This window comes from Stenotrophomonas lacuserhaii (assembly GCF_039674585.1).
GTDB classification, from domain to species: Bacteria; Pseudomonadota; Gammaproteobacteria; order Xanthomonadales; family Xanthomonadaceae; genus Stenotrophomonas; species Stenotrophomonas pennii_A.
This window is the reverse complement of sequence record NZ_JBDJNU010000010.1, coordinates 39,763-60,667: the sequence shown is the minus strand read 5'-3', so window position 1 is coordinate 60,667 and position 20,905 is coordinate 39,763. Positions and strand designations below refer to the sequence as shown.

At 62.8% G+C, this 20,905-nt stretch carries 25 protein-coding genes and 1 tRNA gene; 12 read left to right on the top strand and 14 right to left on the bottom strand.

All coding sequences use genetic code 11. From position 1 onward, the window contains the following. Window positions 1-22: 22 nt before the first annotated feature. Window positions 23-454, top strand: coding sequence for an FKBP-type peptidyl-prolyl cis-trans isomerase (locus ABE522_RS06215; protein ID WP_346590970.1), 432 nt, complete (start codon window positions 23-25; stop codon window positions 452-454). After that, window positions 438-1,688, top strand: coding sequence for a TIGR03862 family flavoprotein (locus ABE522_RS06210; protein ID WP_346590969.1), 1,251 nt, complete (start codon window positions 438-440; stop codon window positions 1,686-1,688). The genes ABE522_RS06215 and ABE522_RS06210 overlap by 17 nt, the downstream gene beginning before the upstream one ends. On the opposite strand, the gene ABE522_RS06205 is transcribed toward ABE522_RS06210, so the two are convergent. The 4 genes from ABE522_RS06205 to ABE522_RS06190 all read right to left on the bottom strand — a co-directional run bounded on the left by ABE522_RS06205 (window position 1,674) and on the right by ABE522_RS06190 (window position 5,698). Then, complete coding sequence (locus ABE522_RS06205; RefSeq protein WP_346590968.1) at window positions 1,674-2,168, bottom strand: GNAT family N-acetyltransferase; 495 nt, start codon at window positions 2,166-2,168, stop codon at window positions 1,674-1,676. The genes ABE522_RS06210 and ABE522_RS06205 overlap by 15 nt on opposite strands. Then, a complete protein-coding gene (locus ABE522_RS06200) occupies window positions 2,165-3,787 on the bottom strand; it encodes an FMN-binding glutamate synthase family protein (RefSeq protein WP_346590967.1) in 1,623 nt (540 codons plus the stop codon). The genes ABE522_RS06205 and ABE522_RS06200 overlap by 4 nt, the downstream gene beginning before the upstream one ends. A 64-nt stretch (window positions 3,788-3,851) precedes the next feature. Next, a complete protein-coding gene (locus ABE522_RS06195) occupies window positions 3,852-5,138 on the bottom strand; it encodes a nucleotide sugar dehydrogenase (RefSeq protein WP_346590993.1) in 1,287 nt (428 codons plus the stop codon). Window positions 5,139-5,251: 113 nt separating this feature from the next. Beyond that, window positions 5,252-5,698, bottom strand: a complete 447-nt coding sequence (locus ABE522_RS06190) for a BLUF domain-containing protein (protein WP_346590966.1) — start codon at window positions 5,696-5,698, stop codon at window positions 5,252-5,254. A gap of 150 nt (window positions 5,699-5,848) precedes the next feature. Between ABE522_RS06190 and ABE522_RS06185 the strand changes: the two genes are divergently transcribed. Beyond that, window positions 5,849-5,935, top strand: a tRNA-Leu gene (locus ABE522_RS06185). A gap of 28 nt (window positions 5,936-5,963) precedes the next feature. Here the strand turns inward: ABE522_RS06185 and hemN are convergent. Both hemN and ABE522_RS06175 read right to left on the bottom strand, forming a co-directional pair. After that, window positions 5,964-7,373: an oxygen-independent coproporphyrinogen III oxidase gene (gene hemN, locus ABE522_RS06180; RefSeq protein ID WP_346590965.1), complete on the bottom strand. Its 1,410-nt coding sequence runs from the start codon at window positions 7,371-7,373 to the stop codon at window positions 5,964-5,966. Window positions 7,374-7,431: 58 nt separating this feature from the next. After that, window positions 7,432-7,857, bottom strand: coding sequence for a group III truncated hemoglobin (locus ABE522_RS06175; protein WP_346590992.1), 426 nt, complete (start codon window positions 7,855-7,857; stop codon window positions 7,432-7,434). A gap of 162 nt (window positions 7,858-8,019) precedes the next feature. Here ABE522_RS06175 and ABE522_RS06170 point away from each other — a divergent pair, with 162 nt between their 5' ends. Then, window positions 8,020-8,325 carry a hypothetical protein gene (locus tag ABE522_RS06170; RefSeq protein ID WP_346590964.1) on the top strand — a complete coding sequence of 102 codons (306 nt, stop codon included), beginning with the start codon at window positions 8,020-8,022 and terminating at the stop codon, window positions 8,323-8,325. Next, window positions 8,322-9,371, top strand: a complete 1,050-nt coding sequence (locus ABE522_RS06165; RefSeq protein ID WP_346590963.1) for a 4Fe-4S dicluster domain-containing protein — start codon at window positions 8,322-8,324, stop codon at window positions 9,369-9,371. The genes ABE522_RS06170 and ABE522_RS06165 overlap by 4 nt, the downstream gene beginning before the upstream one ends. 1 nt (window position 9,372) lies before the next feature. Here the strand turns inward: ABE522_RS06165 and ABE522_RS06160 are convergent, their stop codons facing one another. Next, entirely contained in the window at window positions 9,373-9,609 is a 237-nt protein-coding gene (locus tag ABE522_RS06160; RefSeq protein WP_042613007.1) for a hypothetical protein, read from the bottom strand. A 244-nt stretch (window positions 9,610-9,853) separates the two neighbouring features. On the opposite strand from ABE522_RS06160, the gene ABE522_RS06155 reads away from it, so the two are divergent. The 3 genes from ABE522_RS06155 (at window position 9,854) to ABE522_RS17500 (ending at window position 11,478) form a co-directional block, all read left to right on the top strand. Continuing rightward, window positions 9,854-10,027, top strand: coding sequence for a hypothetical protein (locus tag ABE522_RS06155; protein WP_346590962.1), 174 nt, complete (start codon window positions 9,854-9,856; stop codon window positions 10,025-10,027). A 182-nt stretch (window positions 10,028-10,209) separates the two neighbouring features. Beyond that, window positions 10,210-10,854: a glycoside hydrolase family 19 protein gene (locus ABE522_RS06150; RefSeq protein WP_346590961.1), complete on the top strand. Its 645-nt coding sequence runs from the start codon at window positions 10,210-10,212 to the stop codon at window positions 10,852-10,854. Between the two features lie 354 nt (window positions 10,855-11,208). After that, window positions 11,209-11,478 carry a type II toxin-antitoxin system HicB family antitoxin gene (locus tag ABE522_RS17500; protein WP_406846315.1) on the top strand — a complete coding sequence of 90 codons (270 nt, stop codon included), beginning with the start codon at window positions 11,209-11,211 and terminating at the stop codon, window positions 11,476-11,478. Between the two features lie 213 nt (window positions 11,479-11,691). Here ABE522_RS17500 and ABE522_RS06145 read toward each other — a convergent pair whose 3' ends face one another. The 5 genes from ABE522_RS06145 to ABE522_RS06125 all read right to left on the bottom strand — a co-directional run bounded on the left by ABE522_RS06145 (window position 11,692) and on the right by ABE522_RS06125 (window position 17,905). Continuing rightward, window positions 11,692-12,006, bottom strand: coding sequence for a hypothetical protein (locus tag ABE522_RS06145; RefSeq protein ID WP_346590960.1), 315 nt, complete (start codon window positions 12,004-12,006; stop codon window positions 11,692-11,694). Between the two features lie 458 nt (window positions 12,007-12,464). After that, window positions 12,465-12,683, bottom strand: a complete 219-nt coding sequence (locus ABE522_RS06140) for a hypothetical protein (protein ID WP_346590959.1) — start codon at window positions 12,681-12,683, stop codon at window positions 12,465-12,467. A 662-nt stretch (window positions 12,684-13,345) separates the two neighbouring features. Continuing rightward, entirely contained in the window at window positions 13,346-14,770 is a 1,425-nt protein-coding gene (locus tag ABE522_RS06135) for a TIR domain-containing protein (protein ID WP_346590958.1), read from the bottom strand. A 1,002-nt stretch (window positions 14,771-15,772) separates the two neighbouring features. Further along, window positions 15,773-17,008, bottom strand: coding sequence for an ATP-binding protein (locus ABE522_RS06130; protein WP_346590957.1), 1,236 nt, complete (start codon window positions 17,006-17,008; stop codon window positions 15,773-15,775). Between the two features lie 285 nt (window positions 17,009-17,293). Then, window positions 17,294-17,905: a DNA adenine methylase gene (locus ABE522_RS06125; RefSeq protein ID WP_346590956.1), complete on the bottom strand. Its 612-nt coding sequence runs from the start codon at window positions 17,903-17,905 to the stop codon at window positions 17,294-17,296. 56 nt (window positions 17,906-17,961) lie between these two features. Here ABE522_RS06125 and ABE522_RS06120 point away from each other — a divergent pair, with 56 nt between their 5' ends. The 4 genes from ABE522_RS06120 to ABE522_RS06105 are packed head-to-tail and all read left to right on the top strand — an operon-like array spanning window position 17,962 to window position 19,245. Beyond that, complete coding sequence (locus ABE522_RS06120) at window positions 17,962-18,285, top strand: hypothetical protein (RefSeq protein WP_346590955.1); 324 nt, start codon at window positions 17,962-17,964, stop codon at window positions 18,283-18,285. Then, window positions 18,282-18,524 carry a hypothetical protein gene (locus ABE522_RS06115; RefSeq protein WP_346590954.1) on the top strand — a complete coding sequence of 81 codons (243 nt, stop codon included), beginning with the start codon at window positions 18,282-18,284 and terminating at the stop codon, window positions 18,522-18,524. Before ABE522_RS06120 ends, ABE522_RS06115 begins: the two co-directional genes overlap by 4 nt. After that, complete coding sequence (locus ABE522_RS06110; RefSeq protein WP_346590953.1) at window positions 18,521-19,003, top strand: hypothetical protein; 483 nt, start codon at window positions 18,521-18,523, stop codon at window positions 19,001-19,003. The genes ABE522_RS06115 and ABE522_RS06110 overlap by 4 nt, the downstream gene beginning before the upstream one ends. Beyond that, window positions 19,000-19,245 (top strand): hypothetical protein, encoded by a 246-nt coding sequence (locus tag ABE522_RS06105; RefSeq protein ID WP_346590952.1) that lies wholly within the window; start codon window positions 19,000-19,002, stop codon window positions 19,243-19,245. The genes ABE522_RS06110 and ABE522_RS06105 overlap by 4 nt, the downstream gene beginning before the upstream one ends. 191 nt (window positions 19,246-19,436) lie before the next feature. Here the strand turns inward: ABE522_RS06105 and ABE522_RS06100 are convergent, their stop codons facing one another. Both ABE522_RS06100 and ABE522_RS06095 read right to left on the bottom strand, forming a co-directional pair. After that, on the bottom strand, window positions 19,437-20,141 hold the full coding sequence (locus tag ABE522_RS06100) for a hypothetical protein (protein ID WP_346590951.1): 705 nt from the start codon (window positions 20,139-20,141) through the stop codon (window positions 19,437-19,439). Between the two features lie 54 nt (window positions 20,142-20,195). Further along, window positions 20,196-20,792 (bottom strand): hypothetical protein, encoded by a 597-nt coding sequence (locus ABE522_RS06095; protein ID WP_346590950.1) that lies wholly within the window; start codon window positions 20,790-20,792, stop codon window positions 20,196-20,198. Window positions 20,793-20,905: the final 113 nt, after the last annotated feature.

Here is a 20,905-nt window from a genome sequence, read left to right as displayed (position 1 = left end):
CCCTTCGATTTGGATGCCGCCCATGCGCCGCCTGCTCGCTCCCCTGCTGCTGTCCCTGGCCCTCGCCGCATGCGCGCCTGCCGGCCCGCCGCCGGGCGGCACCATCGCCGCCTTTGAAACCATCGATACCCGGCCCGGTACCGGCGCGGTTGCCACGCCGGGCAGCAAGGTCACCGTGCACTACACCGGCTGGATCTACGACGAGCGCGCAGCAGACAAGCATGGCAAGACCTTCGACAGCTCGGTGACCCGTGGCGAGCCGTTCTCGTTCGATCTCGGCGGTGGCCAGGTCATCCGCGGTTGGGATGAAGGCGTGGCCGGCATGAAGGTCGGCGGCAAGCGCACCCTGATGATCACCCCGGACATGGGCTACGGACAGCGTAGCGTAGGGCCGATCCCGGCCGGGTCGTCGCTGGTGTTCGATGTCGAGCTGCTTGATGTCCAGCCCCGCTGATCCTGCCCGTGCAACCCGTGTCGCGGTGATTGGCGGCGGTCCGGCCGGACTGTTTGCCGCCGAACTGCTGTGCGCGGCCGGGCTGTCGGTGGATCTGTACGAGGCCAAGGGCTCGCCCGGGCGGAAGTTCCTGATCGCCGGCAAGGGCGGCTTGAACCTGACCCATTCCGACGCCCGCCCGCTGTTCGACAGCCGCTACCGCGAGCAGACCGCTGCGGTCGCCGGATGGCTGGACGCGTTCGATGCCGACGCGCTGCGCCACTGGGCCGCCGGCCTTGGCGTAGAGACCTATGTCGGTAGTTCCGGGCGCGTGTTTCCGGTGGACCGCAAGGCCGCTCCGCTGCTGCGCGGCTGGGTGCGCCGGCTGAAGGAACAAGGCGTCCGTTTCCACGTGCAACATCGCTGGCAGGGCTGGAACGCCGAGGGCGCGTTGTGCTTTTCCACCGCAGACGGCGAACGCAGCGTGCACGCCGATGCCACGCTGCTCGCGCTGGGCGGTGGCAGCTGGCCGCAACTGGGCTCCGATGGGGCATGGGTGCCACTGTTGCAGTCGCGCGGCGTCACCGTGGTGCCGCTGCAGGCAGCGAATTGTGGCTTCGATGTGCCCTGGACGCCGTGGTTCGTGCAGCGCCATGCCGGTGCACCACTGAAATCGGTGGTTGCCCATTGGATCGACCTGCAGGGCGCCCAGCGTCATCACCAGGGCGAATGCGTGGTGAGCGAGTACGGCATCGAAGGCAGCCTGGTCTACGCCCTGTCGGCCGACCTGCGCGAAACGATCAACCGTGACGGCAGCGCGACCCTGTGGCTCGACCTGGTACCCGGGCGCGAACCGCAACGGCTGGCCGACGACCTGGCGCGCCCGCGCAAGGGCCGCAGCTTCGGCGAGCACCTGCGTCGTCAGACCGGGGTCGATGCCGTGAAGGCGTCACTGCTGTTCGAAGTGCTGGGCAAGGACGCCGGGCAGGACATCGACGCGGTTGCTGCCACCCTCAAGCGTCTTCCCGTGCATCTGCAGCGCCCGCGACCGATGGCCGAGGCGATCAGCACCGCCGGCGGGGTGACGTTGCCGGCGCTGGATCCCGCGCTCATGCTGAAGGACCTGCCGGGCGTATTCTGCGCGGGCGAGATGCTGGACTGGGAAGCTCCCACCGGCGGCTACCTGCTGACCGCCTGCTATGCCAGCGCCAAGCGCGCGGCCGACGGTGTGATCAACTGGCTATCGAAGCGCTGACGCGGCGGGCCGGCGCATCCGTCTGGCCGCCAGCGTGATGCCGCTGGGGTGCAGGTAGGCCTGTTCCCCTTCATCCAGGAAGCCGGCACGGCGATAGAACGCGACCGCGTTGAGCGAGGCCGACAGCAGCACGTCGCGCTGCGGATCAGTCAAGGTCAGCAGCTGTTGCAGCACGGCCTGGCCCAACCCCTTCCCGGCCTGCTCCGGGGCGACGAACAGTGCATCGACCTCATTGTCCTGCAACACCAGGATCCCGTAGCCGAGCAACCGTCCCTGCGCGTCGTCGGCCACCACGCAGCCTCCTTCCGCGATCAGCCCTGCATAACGCGGTGGCGGCGGCGAAGCCGACCAGCGCGCGATCATCGCGTCCGGGTAATGGCTGCGGCACAGTTCGCGCACGCAGCGGGTGCGCAGCGCCCACAACGCAGGCGCGTCGTCGGCGCGACCGCCACGGAAGCGCGGCAATGCCTCCACGCTCACCGCGATTTGCTCGCGCGCAGCGCCTGGATACGGGCCGGCGGCTGGAACGAATCACTGCGCGCATCGGCCCAGTAGTCGTGGAATACCGCATGGTCCGGCACCTGCCGCAGCAGCTCGCCAGGGGCCAGGTAGCGGTACAACGAGGCCAGCGAACGTATCTCCACCGGGGATACCCGGCGCAGGATATGTTCCGGGCCCAGCTCGGCTGGATCATTCAGGCCGGCCGCGCACAGCAGCTCTTTCAACGCATGCAGGGTATGCCGGTGGTAGTTGTGCACCCGTTCGGCCTTGTCGGTGGGGTCCAGGCTGCGCCAGCGCGATGGATCCTGGGTGGCGATGCCGGTGGGGCACTTGTCGCTGTGGCAGCTGAGCGACTGGATGCAGCCCAGCGCGAACATGAAACCGCGCCCGGCGTTGCACCAGTCCGCCCCCAGCGCGATGGTCCGGGCGATGTCGAAGGCACTGGTGATCTTGCCGGCCGCGCCCAGCCGGATGCGGTCGCGCAGGTCCAGGCCGACCAGCGTGTTGTGCACCAGCAGCAAGGCTTCGTGCATCGGCACGCCGACGTGATCGATGAACTCGGCCGGCGCCGCGCCGGTCCCCCCTTCGGCACCGTCCACGACGATGAAATCCGGCAGCAGGCCGGTCTCGCCCATCGCCTTGGCGATGCCGAACCACTCCCACGGATGGCCGATCGCCAGCTTGAAGCCGACCGGCTTGCCACCGGACAGCTCACGCAGGCGGGCGACGAACTGCAGCAGTTCGATCGGTGTGGAGAACGCCGAATGCCGCGAGGGCGACACGCAGTCCACGCCCATCGGCACCCCGCGGGTGACCGAGATCTCCGCGCTCACCTTGGCTGCGGGCAGCACGCCGCCGTGGCCGGGCTTGGCACCCTGGGAGAGTTTGATCTCGATCATCTTGACCTGATCGGTGGCCGCGTTGGCGACGAATCGTTCTTCGCTGAAGGTGCCGTCATCGTTGCGGCAGCCGAAGTAACCCGATCCGATCTCCCATACCAGGTCTCCCCCCATTTCACGGTGGTACGGCGAGATGGACCCCTCGCCGGTATCGTGGTGGAAACCACCGCGCCGCGCGCCTTCGTTGAGCGCGCGGATGGCGTTGGCCGACAACGAACCGAAGCTCATTGCCGAGATGTTGAACACGCTGGCCGAATAGGGCTTGGCGCAGTTCGGACCGATCAGTACGCGGAAATCGCTGTGGCCGATGAGGGTCGGCGCGAGCGAGTGGTTGATCCACTCGTAGTCCACCGCATAGGTACTGCGCAGCGTGCCGAACGGCACGACGTCCATCTCGTTCTTGGCGCGCTGGTAGATCAGGGCGCGCTGCTGGCGCGAGAACGGGACGTCTTCCAGGTCGCTCTGGACGAAGTACTGGCGGATTTCCGGGCCGATCGATTCGAGCCCGTAACGGAAATGCGCAAGCACCGGATAATTGCGGCGCAGCGTGCTGCGTGCCTGCAGCAGGTCCCAGGTGCCCAGCACCACCAGCGCGGCCGTCAGCCCGACCCCCCAGTACCAGGCGGTCCAGTACGTGGCGAGCCACAGACTGACCGGAAGCAGAACGATGGCGAGCACGTAGGCCAGGTAGCGATGCATGGCGTTCCTTTCAGGATGGCTGCGGCCAGTCTACCCGCGCTGCGGCCGACGACGGGTCAGCCGCTTACAGGCGGCCATCCACCGAAGCACGCGGCCACGCCGACTTGACGTCGTACACGATGCCGCCCGGCGCCTGCAGGGCCGCGATCTGGTCGGCCTCCATGCCCCGGAACGCGGCGTGCGCCACCGCCAGCACCACCGCATCGTAGGCGCCGGGTTCCGGACGGGCGACCCACTGCACCGCGGTGTCCGCCAATGCCGCCGGACCCACCCACGGATCATGCACGTCCACCCGCGCGCCACTGGCCTGCAGCTGTTCGGCCAGTTCCAGCGCACGGCTGTTGCGCAGGTCCGGACAGTCTTCCTTGAACGTGACGCCGAGCACCAGGATGCGCACCTGCGCCGGGGTGCGGCCGCGGTCGGCCAGCAGCGACAGCACCCGCTCGGCCACGTGCGCCCCGACCCGGTTGTTGACCTGGCGCGCGGTATGGATGAGATCGGGGTGGTAGCCCACGCTTTCGGACTTGTGCAGCAGGTAATACGGATCCACGCCGATGCAATGCCCGCCGACCAGGCCGGGCCGGAACGGCAGGAAATTCCACTTGCTGCCGGCTGCGTCGAGCACGTCCTGGGTATCGATTCCGAGCTTGTCGAAGATCAGCGCCAGTTCGTTGACCAGCGCGATGTTGACGTCGCGCTGGATGTTCTCCACCACCTTGGCGGCCTCGGCCACGCGCATCGACGGTGCCGGGAACGTGCCGGCGGTGATGATCCGGCGATACAGCGCATCCACCACTGCGGCGACCTCCGGGGTGGACCCGGAAGTGATCTTGCGGATGTCGGCCAGCCGGCGCGTGCGGTCGCCGGGGCTGACCCGCTCCGGACTGTAGCCGCAGTAGAAATCCTGGTTGAAGCGCAGCCCGGACCCGGCCTCCAGCAGCGGAATGCAGACTTCCTCGGTGGTACCGGGATAAACGGTGGATTCGTACACCACCAGGTCGCCGGCCTTCAGTACGCTGGCCACCTGTTCACTGGCCGAACGCAGCGGTCCCAGGTCAGGCTGTTCGTGCGCGTCGATCGGCGTGGGCACGGTGATGATGTACAGATTGCACGCGGCCAGCTCGCTGGCATCGGCACTGCAGCGCAGCAGCGGTGCGCCGGCCAGCTCGCCGTCTTCCAGTTCCAGGGTGTGGTCATGGCCCTGCTGCAGTTCGGCAACGCGCGCGGCATCGATGTCGAAGCCCAGCGTGGGGAACAACCGCCCGAAGGCGACCGCCAAGGGCAGGCCGACATATCCCAGGCCGATGATCGCGGGGCGCGGCGACGCGGCAGCCGACACCGGGCTGCTGATGCGCTGCGCCGCTGCTGCGCGATGCGCGGTTGAACTCTCCATTGCGCACCCGCCTCCGATTCAAAGAGGCACAAGGGTAACCGCCATGCCCGACGCTGACCACGCCTGCGACCTCAGGAACCCAGGCTGACCGCGGCCGGCTCCAGTTCGCCATCGCCGCCGGTCCAGCTGCGCAGCAGCAGCGCCAGTCCCTGCCCAGCCGCGGGCCGGGCGGCGCCGATGCCCGTCCAGGGTGCGTCGATGATATGGCTCATCGTCAGCGGATCGATCCGCCGGTTGGCCATGGTCCAGTGGGGGAACCAGCGCGTGCCTACCACTGCCGCGGCCAGTTGCCGTACACCATGGTGGCGGCTGGCATTGAGGACCCTGCCGTAGACGGAATCGAGTCCATCACGCGGGCCTTCCAGGTATTGCAGGAAGCGTTCGCCATCGAACATCAGCACGCCGGTCACACCCGCCATCCGGTTGAACGCGGTCGCATCGGCCAGCAACGCATCCAGCTCCTGCGGTGCCAGCTCCGGACGGGCCTGGCTGACGTAGGCAATCGCGTGCAACGACATGGTCACTCCCTGGCCCCTGACAAAGCCGAATATGGCATGAACAACGCATTGTTGACAGCTGGGCGGCCCATACCGCGCATCTGGTCACGGTTCCACGCACGCGCCCCGCCATTCCAAATTCGCGCCCCGTGGTGCACCCTATGCCGCGCGGCCCGGATGGCGAAACTGGTAGACGCAGCGGACTTAAAATCCGCCGACCGCAAGGTCTTGCCGGTTCGATCCCGGCTCCGGGCACCACCAGACGCTGCCGCCGCCACGCGCCGCATCAGATCGCACGCGAGTACCGCGCCGGTTGTCCCGGCCGCGACAGGTAGCGGTCGAAGCACATCGCCAGCAGGCGCAGCAGCGGGCGGCCCTTGCCCGTCGCGCGCACCACCCCGCCCTGCACCTCTGCCAGGCCATCGGCCTGCAGGCCTTGCAGCTGTGCCAGCGCATCGGCGAAGTAGACCCCGGCCGTGATCGCCTGCGCCGCGCACAACGCGGCCAGATCCACTTCGCCATGGCACATCAGCTGCTGGATGATCTCCGCGCGCAGCAGGTCGTCCTGGTCGAGCTGCAGGCCCCGCCACACCGGCAGATGCCCGGCATCGACCGCCGCCTCCCACGCCGGCAGGTCACGCGGGTTCTGGCTGTAGGTGCTGGCCACCGTGCTGATGGCGCTCACCCCCAGGCCCAGCAGATCGGTATCGGCATGGGTGGTGTACCCCATGAAGTTGCGGTGCAGCTGGCCGGCACGCTGGGCACGCGACAGGTCTTCTTCCGGCAGCGCGAAATGGTCCATGCCGATGTACTGGTAGCCGGCCTGCAGCAGCCGCTCCACCGCCAGCCCCAGCAGCGCCAGCTTCTGCTCCGGCGCCGGCAGGCGGGATTCGTCGATCTGCCGCTGCGCGCGGAACAGCTGCGGCAGGTGCGCATAGCCGTATACCGCCAAGCGATCCGGGCGCAGTGCCAGCACCTGCTCCAGCGTGCGCCCGAAGCCCTGTTCGTTCTGTCCTGGCAGGCCGTAGATCAGGTCCACGTTGACCGAGCGCATGCCGTGGTCGCGGCAGGCCTGCAGGATGTCCAGCGTCTGCTCCACGCCCTGCAGGCGGTTGATCGAAGCCTGTACCGCCGGATCGAAATCCTGCACACCCAGGCTGGCCCGGTTGAATCCCAGTTCGGCCAGCTGCGCCACGTCGTCGCGGTCGATGAAGCGCGGATCGAGTTCGATGGAGAAATCGCGCGCCGCGGAGTTACTGAACCGGAAGCGCCTGCGCAGGCCCTGCAGCAGTTCGGTCATCGCCTCGCGGGTGAGGAAATTGGGCGTCCCGCCGCCCAGGTGCAGCTGGATCACCTCGCGGGACGGGTCGATATGCGAAGCCACCCGGTCCGCCTCGGCCAGCACCCGCGCCACGTAAGCGTGGCCACGGCTGCGGTCGCGGCTGATGATCCGGTTGCAGCCACAATAGAAGCACGGGCTGCTGCAGAAGGGGACATGCACGTACAGCGACAATGCGCGCGCCTGCCCGTTGCTGCGGGCCAAGGCGGCGGTGAAGTCAGTCTCACCGAATGCCTCATGGAAATGCGGCGCGGTCGGATACGAGGTGTAGCGCGGACCCGGCTTGTCGTGCCGGCGCAGGGTCGCTGCGTCGAAACACCAGGCCAGGCCGCCTTCAACAGGTGAGTACGTGTCCATGCCTGCAGCGTGCCTGCACGCGGGCCGGCGCGCTTTGACCCAGATCAATCCAGGCCGATCAGCCGACGATCGGCAGGCCGATCGATGGCAGGCGCAGCATCCGGTAGCGCTTCCAGAACGTATCGGCGATGCGCGCGGCGATGTCGTCGGCCAGCCGCTGCATCTCCGGATTGCCACTTTCCGCCGAGGTCATCCGGAACAACACCAGCCAGCGGTCGAACAGGTCGCGGTCCATGTCATCGATGGCCATGTGCTTGGACATCGGCGAGCCCTGGAAACGCCGGGTGCCGCGCAGCAGGGCAGACCAGAAATCGACCAGCTGGGCCAGGTGGGTCGGCCAGTCCTGCACGTGCGCGGTGAACACCGGACCCAGCCGGGGTTCGTCGCGTACGCGCGCATAGAAGTCGTGCACAAGACGGGTCACTTCCGCTTCGGTGCACAGGTCGGGGGACGCTACGGGGAGCGGGAGTGGCAGGGTGTCCATGGAATGCGCGCGGGTCTGATGGCCCATGATCGCACCGGGCTCCACAACGCCCGCTTGATCAGGATCAAGGACGCCGGCCGGACCGGTTCCTACAGTGGCTGCTGCCGGTGGAGGCTTCCTGCTCCCGTCGGCGCCTGCTGCCCTCCTGCCGGAACGTGACCCATGCCCCGACAGTGCCCTACCGACGCCCGTTCGCCCCCAGCGCGACGCCTGCCCGCGCTGGGCGCGATCCTGTGGCCGGGCTTCATCACCGCGGCGTTGGCGTGCGTGGTGTTCTTCGCCTTCGTCGACCCGCTGCGCCTGCGCGATATCAGCTTCCCCGGCCACGGCATCAGCCGCGGGCTGGGCTACACGCTCGGGTTCTTCATGTTCTGGGGGATCACCAGCCTGTCCAGCGCCACCACCTGGTACCTGCTGCGGCCGGCATCGAAGCACGGTGGGGACGACGACGAGGTGCCGCTGGGATGAACCCGCCTACGCTGCCGTCATGGACCCGAACGGCCTTGCCGGTCGTGCTGCTGATCGGCTTCCACGCCCTTCCGTGGCTGCGTTGGGACGGCCGCCAGGCGGTGCTGCTGGACGTGGTGGAGCGCCGCTTCGATGTGTTCGGCCTGACCCTGTGGCCCAGCCAGGCCGGCCTGTTGCTGGGGGCGCTGGCGGTGCTGGCGGTGACACTGGCCTTGTGCACGCACCTGGCCGGCCGCCTGTGGTGTGGGCATGCCTGTCCGCAGACCGTGTGGAGCACGCTGTTCGCCTGGGTGGAACGCGGCACCCGGCGCCTGTTTGGACAGTCCCGTGCAGAGCCGGTCGCGCGCCATGCGCTTTGGATCGGCATCGCGCTGTGGACTGCGTTGAGCTTCGTCGGCCTGTTCACTCCCATCCAGTCGCTGCTGGCCCGCGCCGTCACCCTGCGGCTGGACGGCTTCGAGTCGTTCTGGATCGTCTTCTACGCCGCGGCAACCTGGGGAAACGCCGGTTTCCTGCGCCGTCATGTCTGTCGCCTGCTGTGCCCCTTCGCGCGTCTGCAGCCGCTGCTGCGCGATGGACATACCCCGCGCATGCTGTACCTGGCGCCTCGTGGCGAGCCGCGCGGGCCAAGGCGGCCAGGCGGCGGCAGCATTGCCCAGCGCGGACGCGGCCTGCTCGATGCCGGCACCGCACAGGACTACGTATTCCGCTGGGCCCATCCGCAGCTGGCCGGACCGATGCCCCGTTTTGCGGATGATCGACTGGGCGACTGCACCGACTGCCGACGCTGCGTGCAGGCCTGCCCGATGGCGCTGGACGTGCGCGATGGCCCGCAGGCCGATTGCCTGGACTGCGGTGCCTGCGCGGTGGCCTGTGAGCAATCGCAACGGGCGGCAGGTCTGGGCCCCGGGCTCATCCAGCACACCAGCCCGCAGCGACTGGCCGGACATCGGCCGCAGTGGATACGACAGCGGACGCTTGCGCTGCTGGGACTGCTGAGCCTGCTGCTGGGACTGGTCGTGCTGGGTGCCGCGCTGGCAGGGTGAATCAACGCGATGGCGGGTCCGCCGGCGGCACCAGCTGGGCGCGGCGGACGATGCCGAGCTGTTCGATCAGCAACGCCATGTCGTTGGTCACCTGGGTGCGCTCACGCCCCTCCGGTACCAGCCGCGCCAGCACCTGCTGGTAGGTATTCCAGAACTCCGGGCCGCATCCATGCCGCTGGTAGCTGTCCTGCAGCTCATCGCGAACCTGGTCGGCCAGGTCCTGTCTGCCGTAATCCATGTACGACCTCCACGAAATCGGTGGCAGCGGGGATGCGGGGGCATCCAGCGAGGCAACACGATGCCTATGAATTAGACATGTTTTTATCTACGCGTCAATGACACCGCGAGCACCTCCGCCGCACCTCGCTGAATCATTCACTTCATCGGCCCGGTGCGCAGGGCGTCCTGCGACGTATGCCGACGCGCCCCTCACTCCGCCTGCGTAGGCTGGAATCTTCGATGGCAGAAAGGAGACTACGCATATGCAATTGACCGCGCAGCAGCAACGTATTCTGGAAGACATACAGGCCACCCGCCCGGTTGCGCAGGAAGACGCGAACTGGGCGGTTGAAGCGGGGCTTGCCGCGCAGGGGGAAGACGGCGACATCGACCTGACCCAGCAAGGACGCCACTACGTGAATTCTTCGCAGCTGTGACGGCAGCAGCCGCATAGGCCTGCGCAGGATGGCGCGATGCGCGGCGCGGTTTGCGGACCGCCCATTGCACGATCCCTGCGGCGCGGCGCGCGGCCGCCTTCCACTGGATTGCAGGCCACTGCAGCGCGATGGTGCGTACATCTCGTGCACGCCTTGCAACGCCCCGGCCCGTGGAGTGACTGATGATCAACGCCGCCCTGCTCTCGCAGATCCTGATGTGTCCGCTGGCGCTGGCGCAGCGGTGGACCACGCCACTGAACGAGGCGATGCAGCGCTTCGACATCACCACCCCGCGGCGGATTGCGATTTTCCTGGCACAGATCGGCCATGAAAGCCTGAGCCTGCAGCACCTGCAGGAAAACCTGTCGTACAGCCGCAAACGCATCGGTGAAGTATTCGGCCGGCGCCTGTCCGAGGCCGAGCAGCCGCAGTACGTGCGCAAGCCGGAGCGGCTGGCCAACCGCGTGTACGCCAACCGCAATGGCAACCGCGACGAGGCCAGCGGCGATGGGTATCGCTACCGCGGCCGCGGACCGATCGCCTTGACCGGACGCGACAACTATCGGCGCATCGGCGAACTGCTCGGCCTGCCGCTGGAGGAACAGCCCGAGTTGCTTGAATCGCCGGAGGTGGGTGCGTTGGCTGCTGCCGCGTGGTGGCAGGACGCCGGCCTCAATGCACTGGCCGACCGCGATGACCTGCTGGGCGTGAGCCGACGGATCAACCTGGGATCAAGCACCAGCAAGGCCACGCCGGAGGGCATGGCCGACCGCACGATGCGGACCAGCCGCGCGCTGCTGGCGATGGGCGTGGGTTCGGGCAGGTAGCAGGAAGCCCGCCAGTGGCGGGCTTTTTGCATTGATTAGCATCCTTCCATTCAGCACCGGATATTCGTACCGGTCTCCGGAAATGAACTGCCCATTGGGCGCCAGAACGGTCCGCAACCGTCGTTGAGAATCTCTTCAAACTTGCTGTGTGAAGTTGTGTAGCTGGCGCGCAATGGGCAAATAGCCCATGGACAGCCGCCCCCTGTTCAAACAACAGTCAGCCGACGGATTCGAGCTGGTTTCCACCCACGTTAGCCATAACAAGCTTCGCCAAGGAAACGGGATAGTCATCCTTCCCCGCCCGCAGAAGAACCTGCCTATTGGCGCGGGCAGCAGCATCTACCGGCAAGCCAGATGGAGGACCTGACTTTCTATCCCGTATACGTCCACCACGAACCAGGCGCCGCCTACGGCGTCACCATTCCTGATCTTCCTGGCGTCTTCTCTGCGGCCGACCAAGCAGCGGATATACCGCGCATGGCGCAGGAGGCGGTAGAGGCAATGTACGATAGCGAATCGAACGGTCCCACGCCGGCATCGCCCTTTGATCGGTACAGCCAGAGCGAGGAGTACACCGGAGGCTTTTGGATGTGGTTGATGTCGATCTGTCCAAGCTCAGCATGAGAGCGGTGCAAAATGCGCTTCTTGAGAAATTGGCTAGCGCACACCTCAATAGCCCAGTTGTGCTACATGCAACTACTACAGCCCGGGTGCACCGTTTATTACTTGGGGCCTTAGGCAGACGTTAATGGCTCTTTCCTAAGGGCCATAGCGTGGCGCAGCCACTGGTGATGTCGTTCCGAAACAGTGGACGGGCGGTGGCGAAACCGCCCCACGTCAGGGCGTAATTTGAAACTTCTCAGCGCCTATGGCAATTGATACGGCAACAACCAACATTATAATTATCATCAGCATAAGAAGCGCCGCTGATAGATTTGGTTTCTGCAGCGAAACCAGCCCAGAAATCAGGAAGAGCAGAGGAAGAACAGCAAGTCGATTCCCAGCCCAGCGGTGAAGGGCGGAAGGGTCCTTTACTCGCGCGTAGTTGACGATATTGAGCGGCCGCGATTTTCCTGCAAAGCGAACAGCCATTGCGGGAATGAGGAGTACAGGCACAAGCAATAGTTGAATGATCGCAAGCAATGCCGCCATCTTAATTCGCTCCAATTTGTAGTTTCGTGACGTAAACGACGAAGGCTTTGTGTAGTTCTATTGAAGTAGCGATCAACACTTTCGTGCAGCCACGCGGCAGCGTCGGCAGATGAAGGGTTGTTCACCCTTCGATTTTTTGACACTTGCAGCATCAGCTGGTGAGAGCAGTCCACTGACATATAAATATTCATCGACGACTCTGCACCAAACTCGCCATGTCGAGCAAGCATGTCTGACTTGATTGAGCCTGTAGTACCCCGCATCGCGACGGAATGATCGGGCTTCAACAAGCCAAGGACGATCGGCAACCTGTCGAGGTCAAGTGCACTCGAGTGGAAACCAAATACCGAAAGGAGCGCCACAATCCATGCCTGTATGGCTGCTGCATGCTTCCGGCCAACTTTTGCTCGACTTCACGAGAGCGACTACAGCGGCGCGCCCTTCGTCACTGGACGGGCTCATATCGCTTCGTCTAGAGCGAAAACGTGGCGAGCCATCGGATGGAAGCGCTGCGCAGGCTCGCCCGGCCTTTCACACATGATTGCGCCCATGAGCATCACCTCCCCGGTGAGCGGCCAGTCGGACTCGTCATGGCCTAGATCGGGCACATAGTGATCCATGTCATTCCGCGCGTAACTGCAAAAACCCGTCGGCAGCGCCGTGGCAGGAAACATCATCCAGCCAAATATCCCCTCTGGATAGTCTCCCAGGTTTCCTAGAAGGCGCGCCCTCGGCAACGGCCGTACACGACGACCGGACGAATTTTTGGTCGTTGTTCAAACCCTGCCATTCGAACTACCTCAGGTTTGCGCAGCCTCAAGGACACGCCCGCTTCGCACCCGCACATCCTTGTAAGGAATCGGCAAGACCAGCTGTCCGACAGCACGCATTTTCAATCGCCGTCTGTCGTCAAGCTGCTGGTACCGTCGCCGTCACGCGCGGTGACGGTGGCGATCCTGGTAGTCCTCCTGCACCACGTGGTCCGGGGCGACCTCCTTCCAGTGCCAGGGGATCGCGGGATAGCGCGCGTGAATGCGTACTGCTTGGCGGCGCGTCGATTCGACCCCAAATCAGGGGATTACGTAGCCGCCCACCAAACGCCAGACATAGAAAAGCCCTGATAAATCAGGGCTTTTCAACTGGAGGCCTGGGTCGGAATTGAACCGGCGTACGCGGCTTTGCAGGCCGCGAACATCTCTATATTTTCAATACCTTATGGATTGTTGCCACACGATTTGTCACGCACATAGAGGTTGGAGTGTTGGTTGTAACAGCCCCAAGTAGTTGCACGTGCCAAGTGCAATGTCGCCGAGCACAGCATGGCGATCTGCACCGAAAATCACGGGCGACTGCCGAGCGTATCGAGCGCTAGAAGGTACTCAAATTCAGGGGTAGACCATCCTACATTCCACGCCTGCACCAAGTTCATCCACGCCCCGTTCGGATCCTTGAAAGCCTCCACCGAAGGCGCCCCAAGGAGTCCAAGCGCGTTTTCAAAGTGCCGCCTGGACACGCCCCGCGCAAAAAGCTCCAAGGGAGCGCTTCGTTCTGAGTAGATCGGAGTCACGGGGAACCACCATGGCCGTCCGAAATCTGCAGCGGCGGTGCGAAGCCAGAGAAATATATCAGCCTGCATAAGCGACTCGAACGGAACGCCGGAACTGGCATTCCTCGCATGCAGCAGGTATCCACGAGCAGATGTTTTCCGGAGGTGCTGGGCAATCCACCGCTCAGAATCTAGCATACCGTACAGCGCCCAGTAGCCACGAACTTCCCTACCGCCGGAGGCTCCAGCCGAGGGGTAGTAGACGGCGGACAACAAGTGTTGGACCGTCGAATAACGCTCCCTTTTCAGCAACGCCACGATCGTGTACATAAATATTTCTGAGATCAATAACTTTACAGGATCTCGAACAACGCTCGTCCTTCCATTGATGACGACTTGCTTATTAATCAAGTCCACGCACCGCTCAAAGAATCGATGTAGAACCCGCGCCATCTCATCATCTGTAGCATATTGGGCGACAACCCCAATCATTGAGATAAACTCGTTGCGGGCCGAGATCGTTCGCTCAATTGCCGACAACAAATCGTCCGGATCCGCAGCATCTTCCGGAGCAGCCTCCAACAGGTCGATGGCAGATGCAAAATGATCGAGGTATTCCTCCACCGCAGGCACTGCAAATACCTTGCCGCTTCGCAGAGCCTCGGTCGCCCGCTGTTTATACACCTCAGTACCTAGCGACGCCTGCGCGCCCTCGCCCAGAAAACTAGGCCGCTCACCGAGCGCCGGCTTTACATGAAGCGGCCTACCGTATAACCAGCGAAGCACTGCCTCATAGTTCTGAGCCTTAGTTTCCTCATCACCTAAGTCGATAAAAATTTTCGATCCATAATAAGTTGGTATATATTTCTGACGAACGTCATCACGCGGCGGCAGCACGACTACGAACTTGCTTTGATTCTGCGCGGCGTAGACCTCTCGAGAGATGATAGTTGTCTCAGTACCGACCCCCCCCTCCCTACCATCAGCCTTAGCCGCATACTGAGCGTCAGAAACCATCATGACGTGGGTTACGGTCGGATCGTTGACCATTTTCTCCATGAAATGATGACTATCGTGTCCTTCACGGAGGTCCCATACATCGAGAATTACGTCGACACCGTTACTCCTGAGGCGAGTCGCTAGGTCAATCACCCACTCTTGGTGCTCTGGAGATGTCCAGCTGTAGGAGATAAAGAGACGGGGAGGCGTATCGGTCATGGCCGGCTGCTCGAGAGGACTTGGGCGATCGTCGCACATCATGGCGCTGGCATGGCTTATCCAGCCGGGTCGGCATCTGCGAGATAGCCGCGATCTGATCGAACAGCCACGCCAGCAGGCTCGGTCCCTAAGTCCCGGCCACGGCCTCTCAGGACGACGTTATCCTGTATCCACTGCAGCTTCGCGCCCACCTTCCGGCGAAGCACCTGCTCATGGCGTAGGGCCCACATCTCGCACCCGCGCCGACCGGCATCGAACGAGCTGCACTGTCTGAGCAGCAGTGGCGCATGAAGCCCGTCCTCAGGGCTCAGCCTAGCCAGCCATGAGCCGTCGACCCTCTGCTGCATGGAGGCCACCTGCTCGCCGTGGAGGAATAACCCCGTCGGGAGCGTGTCCAAGTGGCAGCGGGGCTTCCAGCAGAAGCCATCGGGCATGGGGGTCAGGGTCTGGGTGTCGGCGTCCATGGGCGGGAGGATATGCCCGGCCAGTCTCATAGCCCGATACATCGTTGAAGGGTTCAGCCTGCGCGGCACTCGTCCTGCCGGTGCCGACCTAAGATCTTGACCAGGTAGTCCATCGCCTTGGCCGCATGGGGCTCCCGCGGCGAACGAAGCTGCTCCAGTCTGCGGCCGCAATTGTGCCGAGGTCTCTTCGCGGCGCTCCCACCATGGTCATCGACCAGTACGGGACAGGGCGGCTGCCGACCAAGCCGCGAGCCAGCTGCACAACGTCGAAGTGACTGGTTGCGGTGAGCACGCGGCCATACGCCGCATGTAGCCTGTCCTCGAGCCCTTCTAGGTACGGCAGAAACCGTTCCCCGTTGAACAGGGGGCAGTTATGTCACGCCTGCGAGCGCATTGAACCTCGCCGCGTCCAAGACGAGACCTCCAAGCGGTCCGCTGGCAATTCAGCGGACGTGACTTGCGTAAACGACGGCGTGAATTCGCAGGTGGCCCCCGGGTGGGGCCCCGACCTTTCATTTTACCCGGCCATGCTGTCGCGCTAGCGACGCCCATCGCCAAAGTGTTGTATCCAAAGCGCGAATCCACGCTGCTGAAGTCTGTAAATCCCGTCTTTAGTTGGATCTTTCAAGATGATCCGCCTAGATGTTAACGCCTGGAGCGCATTTGTCAGCTTTGTATCCCCGCCATGAAACTCCGCTCTAATTTCTGATTTTCTAATCCAGTCATTTCCCCTAGCCGCCATAATCTTAAGAACCTGGCGATACTCATCAGATTTAATCTTGTTGTAGAAATCTGATTGATAGTATTTCAACCCGATAGTTTCGATAGCACCGTTTGGGGCATACGTCGAATTAATGACATCATCGAACTCAATCTGCGCGCCCCTCGCCTCCCTGAAGGCCGAGAAGGCGAATTGTTGAATGAAATGCGGATAGCCCTCAGACAGAAGCGCTATCTCGTTTCGCGCAGCTTCCGAAATACCAATTTTTTCAACATTAATTTCATTTGCGTGCGCCAAACCTCTGTCAATTACGTACTTCCGGTCTTCGTCACCCAGCTCATGCAGTGGGAGAGGATGGAATATCCTCACGGACGACTCGTGGCTCTGTCGCAATTTCTCTACAACATCCGTCAAACCCGCGACGACGAAGGCTACGTGATCGCACCCGAGCTTCTGCAGCTCCTCTGTAAGCGTTTTGAGAAAATATCCGAGACGCAAATCCGGGCATGCGTTATCAGCCTCATCGATAACTATAACGAGACCATCAAATCTTTCTTCGCCCTGGCCCGGCCTTGTAAGCCGCTGCACAGTTGAGGAAAGAGATAAAGCAAACTCATTTACTACCAACTCTTCCTCATACTCCCTCTCCGCCCTATCAACTCCGCTGTCCATTATTTTTACGCGCTGGGCAAAATCCCAAGCCTGAGTCAAAAAATTACGAACCACCTCCGTCTTCCCCGCTTCTCGACGAATGGCCGCACTTAAAGTCTTAATGAATGCCGAAAGACCAATCCTATCAGACACTTGAACATTGACAACGCAAAACTTGAAATTCTCATTGCCCAGGCCTCTTATCGTGCCGCGCGCAACTGCAGCAAGAAAAAGCAGGAGTGAAGACTTTCCGATACCGCGATCACCCGTAAGAAGATAATTTACAACCTCACCCGCTCGAGCCTGAGAGAGGCCTGCCTCGAGCTCCTTCAATTCCTCTATTCTTCCCGCGAACATGCCTATCGGAACAGGGCTACCGGGCTTAAATGGATTAGTTCTCATCTAGCAAATTCCTTTTAATGCCATCGATATGTGTGCAGGGAGCATATCGGCTTGTGCAGGGATTGATCAACGATTCGATCCGAGTCGCCCAGCACAAGTTTGGCTGGCTCGTTCCTGAAGCGGCTAAGCACTAGTTCTTGTGAGCCGCGCTGCCGACTTAGCGTCGAGCGCTTCAAGCCGTTGCTCGGTGCGCCAAACCGCTAGCGAACCGTCGCCCATGGAGGCCCGTCGGGTCAGCCGCGCGGAACAATGTCGAGCAGCTGCTGGAAAGGATGGCCTGAGCGCTCAGCCCCACATCGGCAGCTGATCGTCCTCCCACGACTTGATGATCAGCTCCCCGGACTTCTTTCCGGTCGATTGCCGCGCCATTGTGTATTCGAGCTGCAGCGGCACCAGCGCCAGGCCTTCGAAGGCGTGCCGAATGTCCGGGTGGTCATTGATCGAAAGCACCGCCCTGCCCTTCATCCCGCGCATCAGCGCCGCCATCTCTTCGTACTGCTCCATCCCGAAGGGGACGCCATACCCCCCGGTCTGCCAGTACGGCGGATCCAAGTAGAACAACGCGCCGGGCCGATCGTAGCGGCGGATGCATTCCTGCCACGGCAGATGCTCGATCACCACGCTCGCCAGGCGGATGTGGACGGCGCTGAGCTCCTCTTCGATTCGGAGCAGGTTCAAGCGCGGACCGCCGCTCGCTACCAGGCCGAAGGACTGCCCCTGCACCTTGCCGCCAAACGCCAGCTTCTGCAGGTAATAGAAGCGAGCCGCTCCCCTACCGCGCCGACGCGCAGGTTCACCAGGCGGTGCATCAACTGGCTGGATAACCGAGCGCTGGTCACCTTCGACGATCCGCAGCTGCCGCGTCTGGTGCGACTGAACGCCGCCGGCGTGCGGCAAGCACAGACGCTCATCGACCAGGCACGTGCAGCTCACGGTGCGGTGGCAGGTTTCGCATGAGCGGCGTGAGCTTTCCCGTTGAGAAGTCCTTCGCCACCGGTCAGCAAGGCGCCACGTTGGTGCTGATGGTATGTGCCGGCTGGCTGTGGGCTGGCCTCTACGCCACGCCGTACAGCATCACTCCGTACCAGGTCGCGGCCACCGTCGGCCATAGGGTCCGCATCACTCCAAGCCAGCTGCTGGTCGGAGCAGGCGCGTTCCCGCTTACCGGCAAGTCGCTTCAGGCAGCACACCGCTGGCTCGACCGCCAGGGAGTGACGGTCCGCGCCGTGTCCACCACCGCCCGCAGCCGGGCAGCCAATCCAGCAGAGGCAGTATGAGCAACCGATCCATCGTCATTTACGGGCCGCGAGCGTGCGGCAAGACAACGCACGCGGAACAGCTCCGCGTCCATTTCGAACTGGAAACCACGGTCGACGACTGGGACGGCGTAAGCGCCTACCCGCGCGAAGGCGCCTTGGTGCTTACGAGCAACCCTGAAGCACAGGTGCAAGGCTCCGACCAATCGATGCACTTCGGCGCTGCCATGCGCGCCCTGAGCAGTGAGGCCACGCGATGACCGCAAAGATCCAGCGCTACGGCCGCGCAGCCAAGATCCGCGACGTGCTGTTCGCGATCCCCACCGGCGCCACCACCTTAGAGATCAAGGCTGTGGCCGACCTGTCCGACAGGCTCAGCGCGATCGGGACCTCGCTCATTGCCATGCGCAAGAGCGACCAGGTGAACATGACGATGGGGCCGAACTGCATCATCTGGCACCTGACGCCAAAGACGCGGGCAGAGATGGCGCGAATGGCTGCTACAGCAGCGGTGTTCAACCGTCCGCGGCGTGCGCTCCCTGCGGCGTCTGCCCGCCCGTCCGACAGCAGCACGACGATCCGGCACAAAGATGATGCACGTGCCGCGATCGCCGACCAGCTCGACGCGTTCCGCCGAGCTGGCGGCAAGGTGGAAGTCCTCGGCAACACGCCCTTTAAGTCCGTAATAAACCGTCGCCAAGGCAATGACCGCCGCGTGGCGAGGAGCGCCAAGGCATGAGCCATCTCACCGTTCCCCTCTACTGCGCCGGCACCACGGCATTCCTGGTCGCGCTGCTGCTGCGCGCCATCTGGACCAGTGCACACACGTTCACCGCAGTGTTTCTCGCCGCCCTGCTGTTCTTCGCCTGGCGCACCTACGCGGAGACCCGCAAGAATTGGCCGGCGTTCAAGGCCGAGATGCGCAGGCGCACTGATGACCGACGGCGAGCAGCGCAGCAGAAACGCCATCGCCACCACTGAGTTCGCCCGCTCGGCCATGCCGGGCTCCGCGCCTGCCGGACTTCCATGATGCAGGATTTTTTTATCGATACGGCTAGGAGCGAAATCTAATGGCTGAACTTGCCTCTCACTGCATCAACATCAAAAATTATCTAGTCCGCGCCCAAAAGCGGCACTGCAGCGTATTGGAGTACGGTGATCAGGCGCGCGATTCAAGCGGGGCTCGCGCTTCCATCGACATTGAATTGCGAAAAGTCGCGGGGCTCAACTTGCGTGAAATCTCTAAGCGCCACCGCCGTCGGGATGGCATATCGAGAGAACTTCTCGACGTACGTTTTGTACGTCTCGATCAGCCTCAAGTCTCCAGTATAAACCGTCAGTCCCGAGAATCCTTCGCTTGGTCGCTTTATAACCTTGACATATTGAAGCAGCTCACTGCTCATTGCATTCAGTGTCCGGCTGTAACCAACGAGAACAGCGAGATCATTACCCATTTCCTCCGGAAGGTTATGAAGCCGATCCTCAGACTTCTCTGTTCCGGGCAACAACGAAAGCGTGCCGCTGCGAAGCGTGTCCTCCAGGAATACATTGTCTCTTTCGCTGTTCACGCCAACCTCCAATACCCGGTCGCAACGCTTAATCAGGATATGGAGGTTGACGGGGAGTTCGGAAATCTCGTGAACGATGAGCCTCCTGACGATTCGTGCGTTGGCCTTGCGCATATCAACCGCCTCTGCATGTTGCTGTTGCGCGATCTTTCTTGCCTCCTCTGCGATAGCAGCAGCGCGTTCGGAAGTATTGCGCGCAAGCCACGCCACCCAAATTGTGCCGGCCGCTGCTATGAGGCCCACGAGCACGGCGACCCATTCCGCCCAGTTCCCCCAAGCCGCCTCGAGCGGACATATCTCAAACGACATAACCCTCCCTCACTGACACTACAAGCTACCAATTCGCAAGCTGCCCACGATCCCTCAGAAGCCCTTGCACGCGCGGCTAGTTACGCGCTCGGCCTTCTTAATCGCGTCCATCGCGCGATTGAAGGCCTTGTTGACGCTCCCCATGAAGTCGTGCCAATCACGCGCCTCATGAGAATTAGCCAGAAGCTCGGCACCCTTTTGAAAATCTCGAACACGCTGTATGGCTCTTGCCACAGCCACAGCAATTTCTATATCAATGGCCGGCCATTTCGAGAGACCTACTTCACGCCCACAAAATGCATCCAACCCAGAGCATATAGTGAGGAACAGCTCTCGAGTTTCTCCTTTCGTGATGGATTCGTGCACGGCCCATCCATCATCTGCATCAGGATTCAAGGGGTAAGTATTCTTCAATCCTTCCAGTCTAACGACAGCTTCGAGAAGATCATTCTGGTAAGCGATCGAGAACATTGCATTGGTTTTGCGCTTAACAAGCCAGCGCTGGACGGACGGCCCGAAGAGAGCTACGAAAACTGCTGCGATGGTTCCCCAGGCGGCCCACGCCTCCCAGTCCACCACACAATGTTTACTCAGCCACCAGCACTGACTGATCCCCTGACTCATCGAACCCAGCTCGCTGAGCAATCCCATGACGCCCCCCTGTTCCTGATGCAGCCGATTCTGGCATGCGAACGCAGCATTCGCCTCAATGACGTTGTACGGAGCTCCCTCGCGCGGCAGCAAGCGGGACTGCCCGCAGCCTA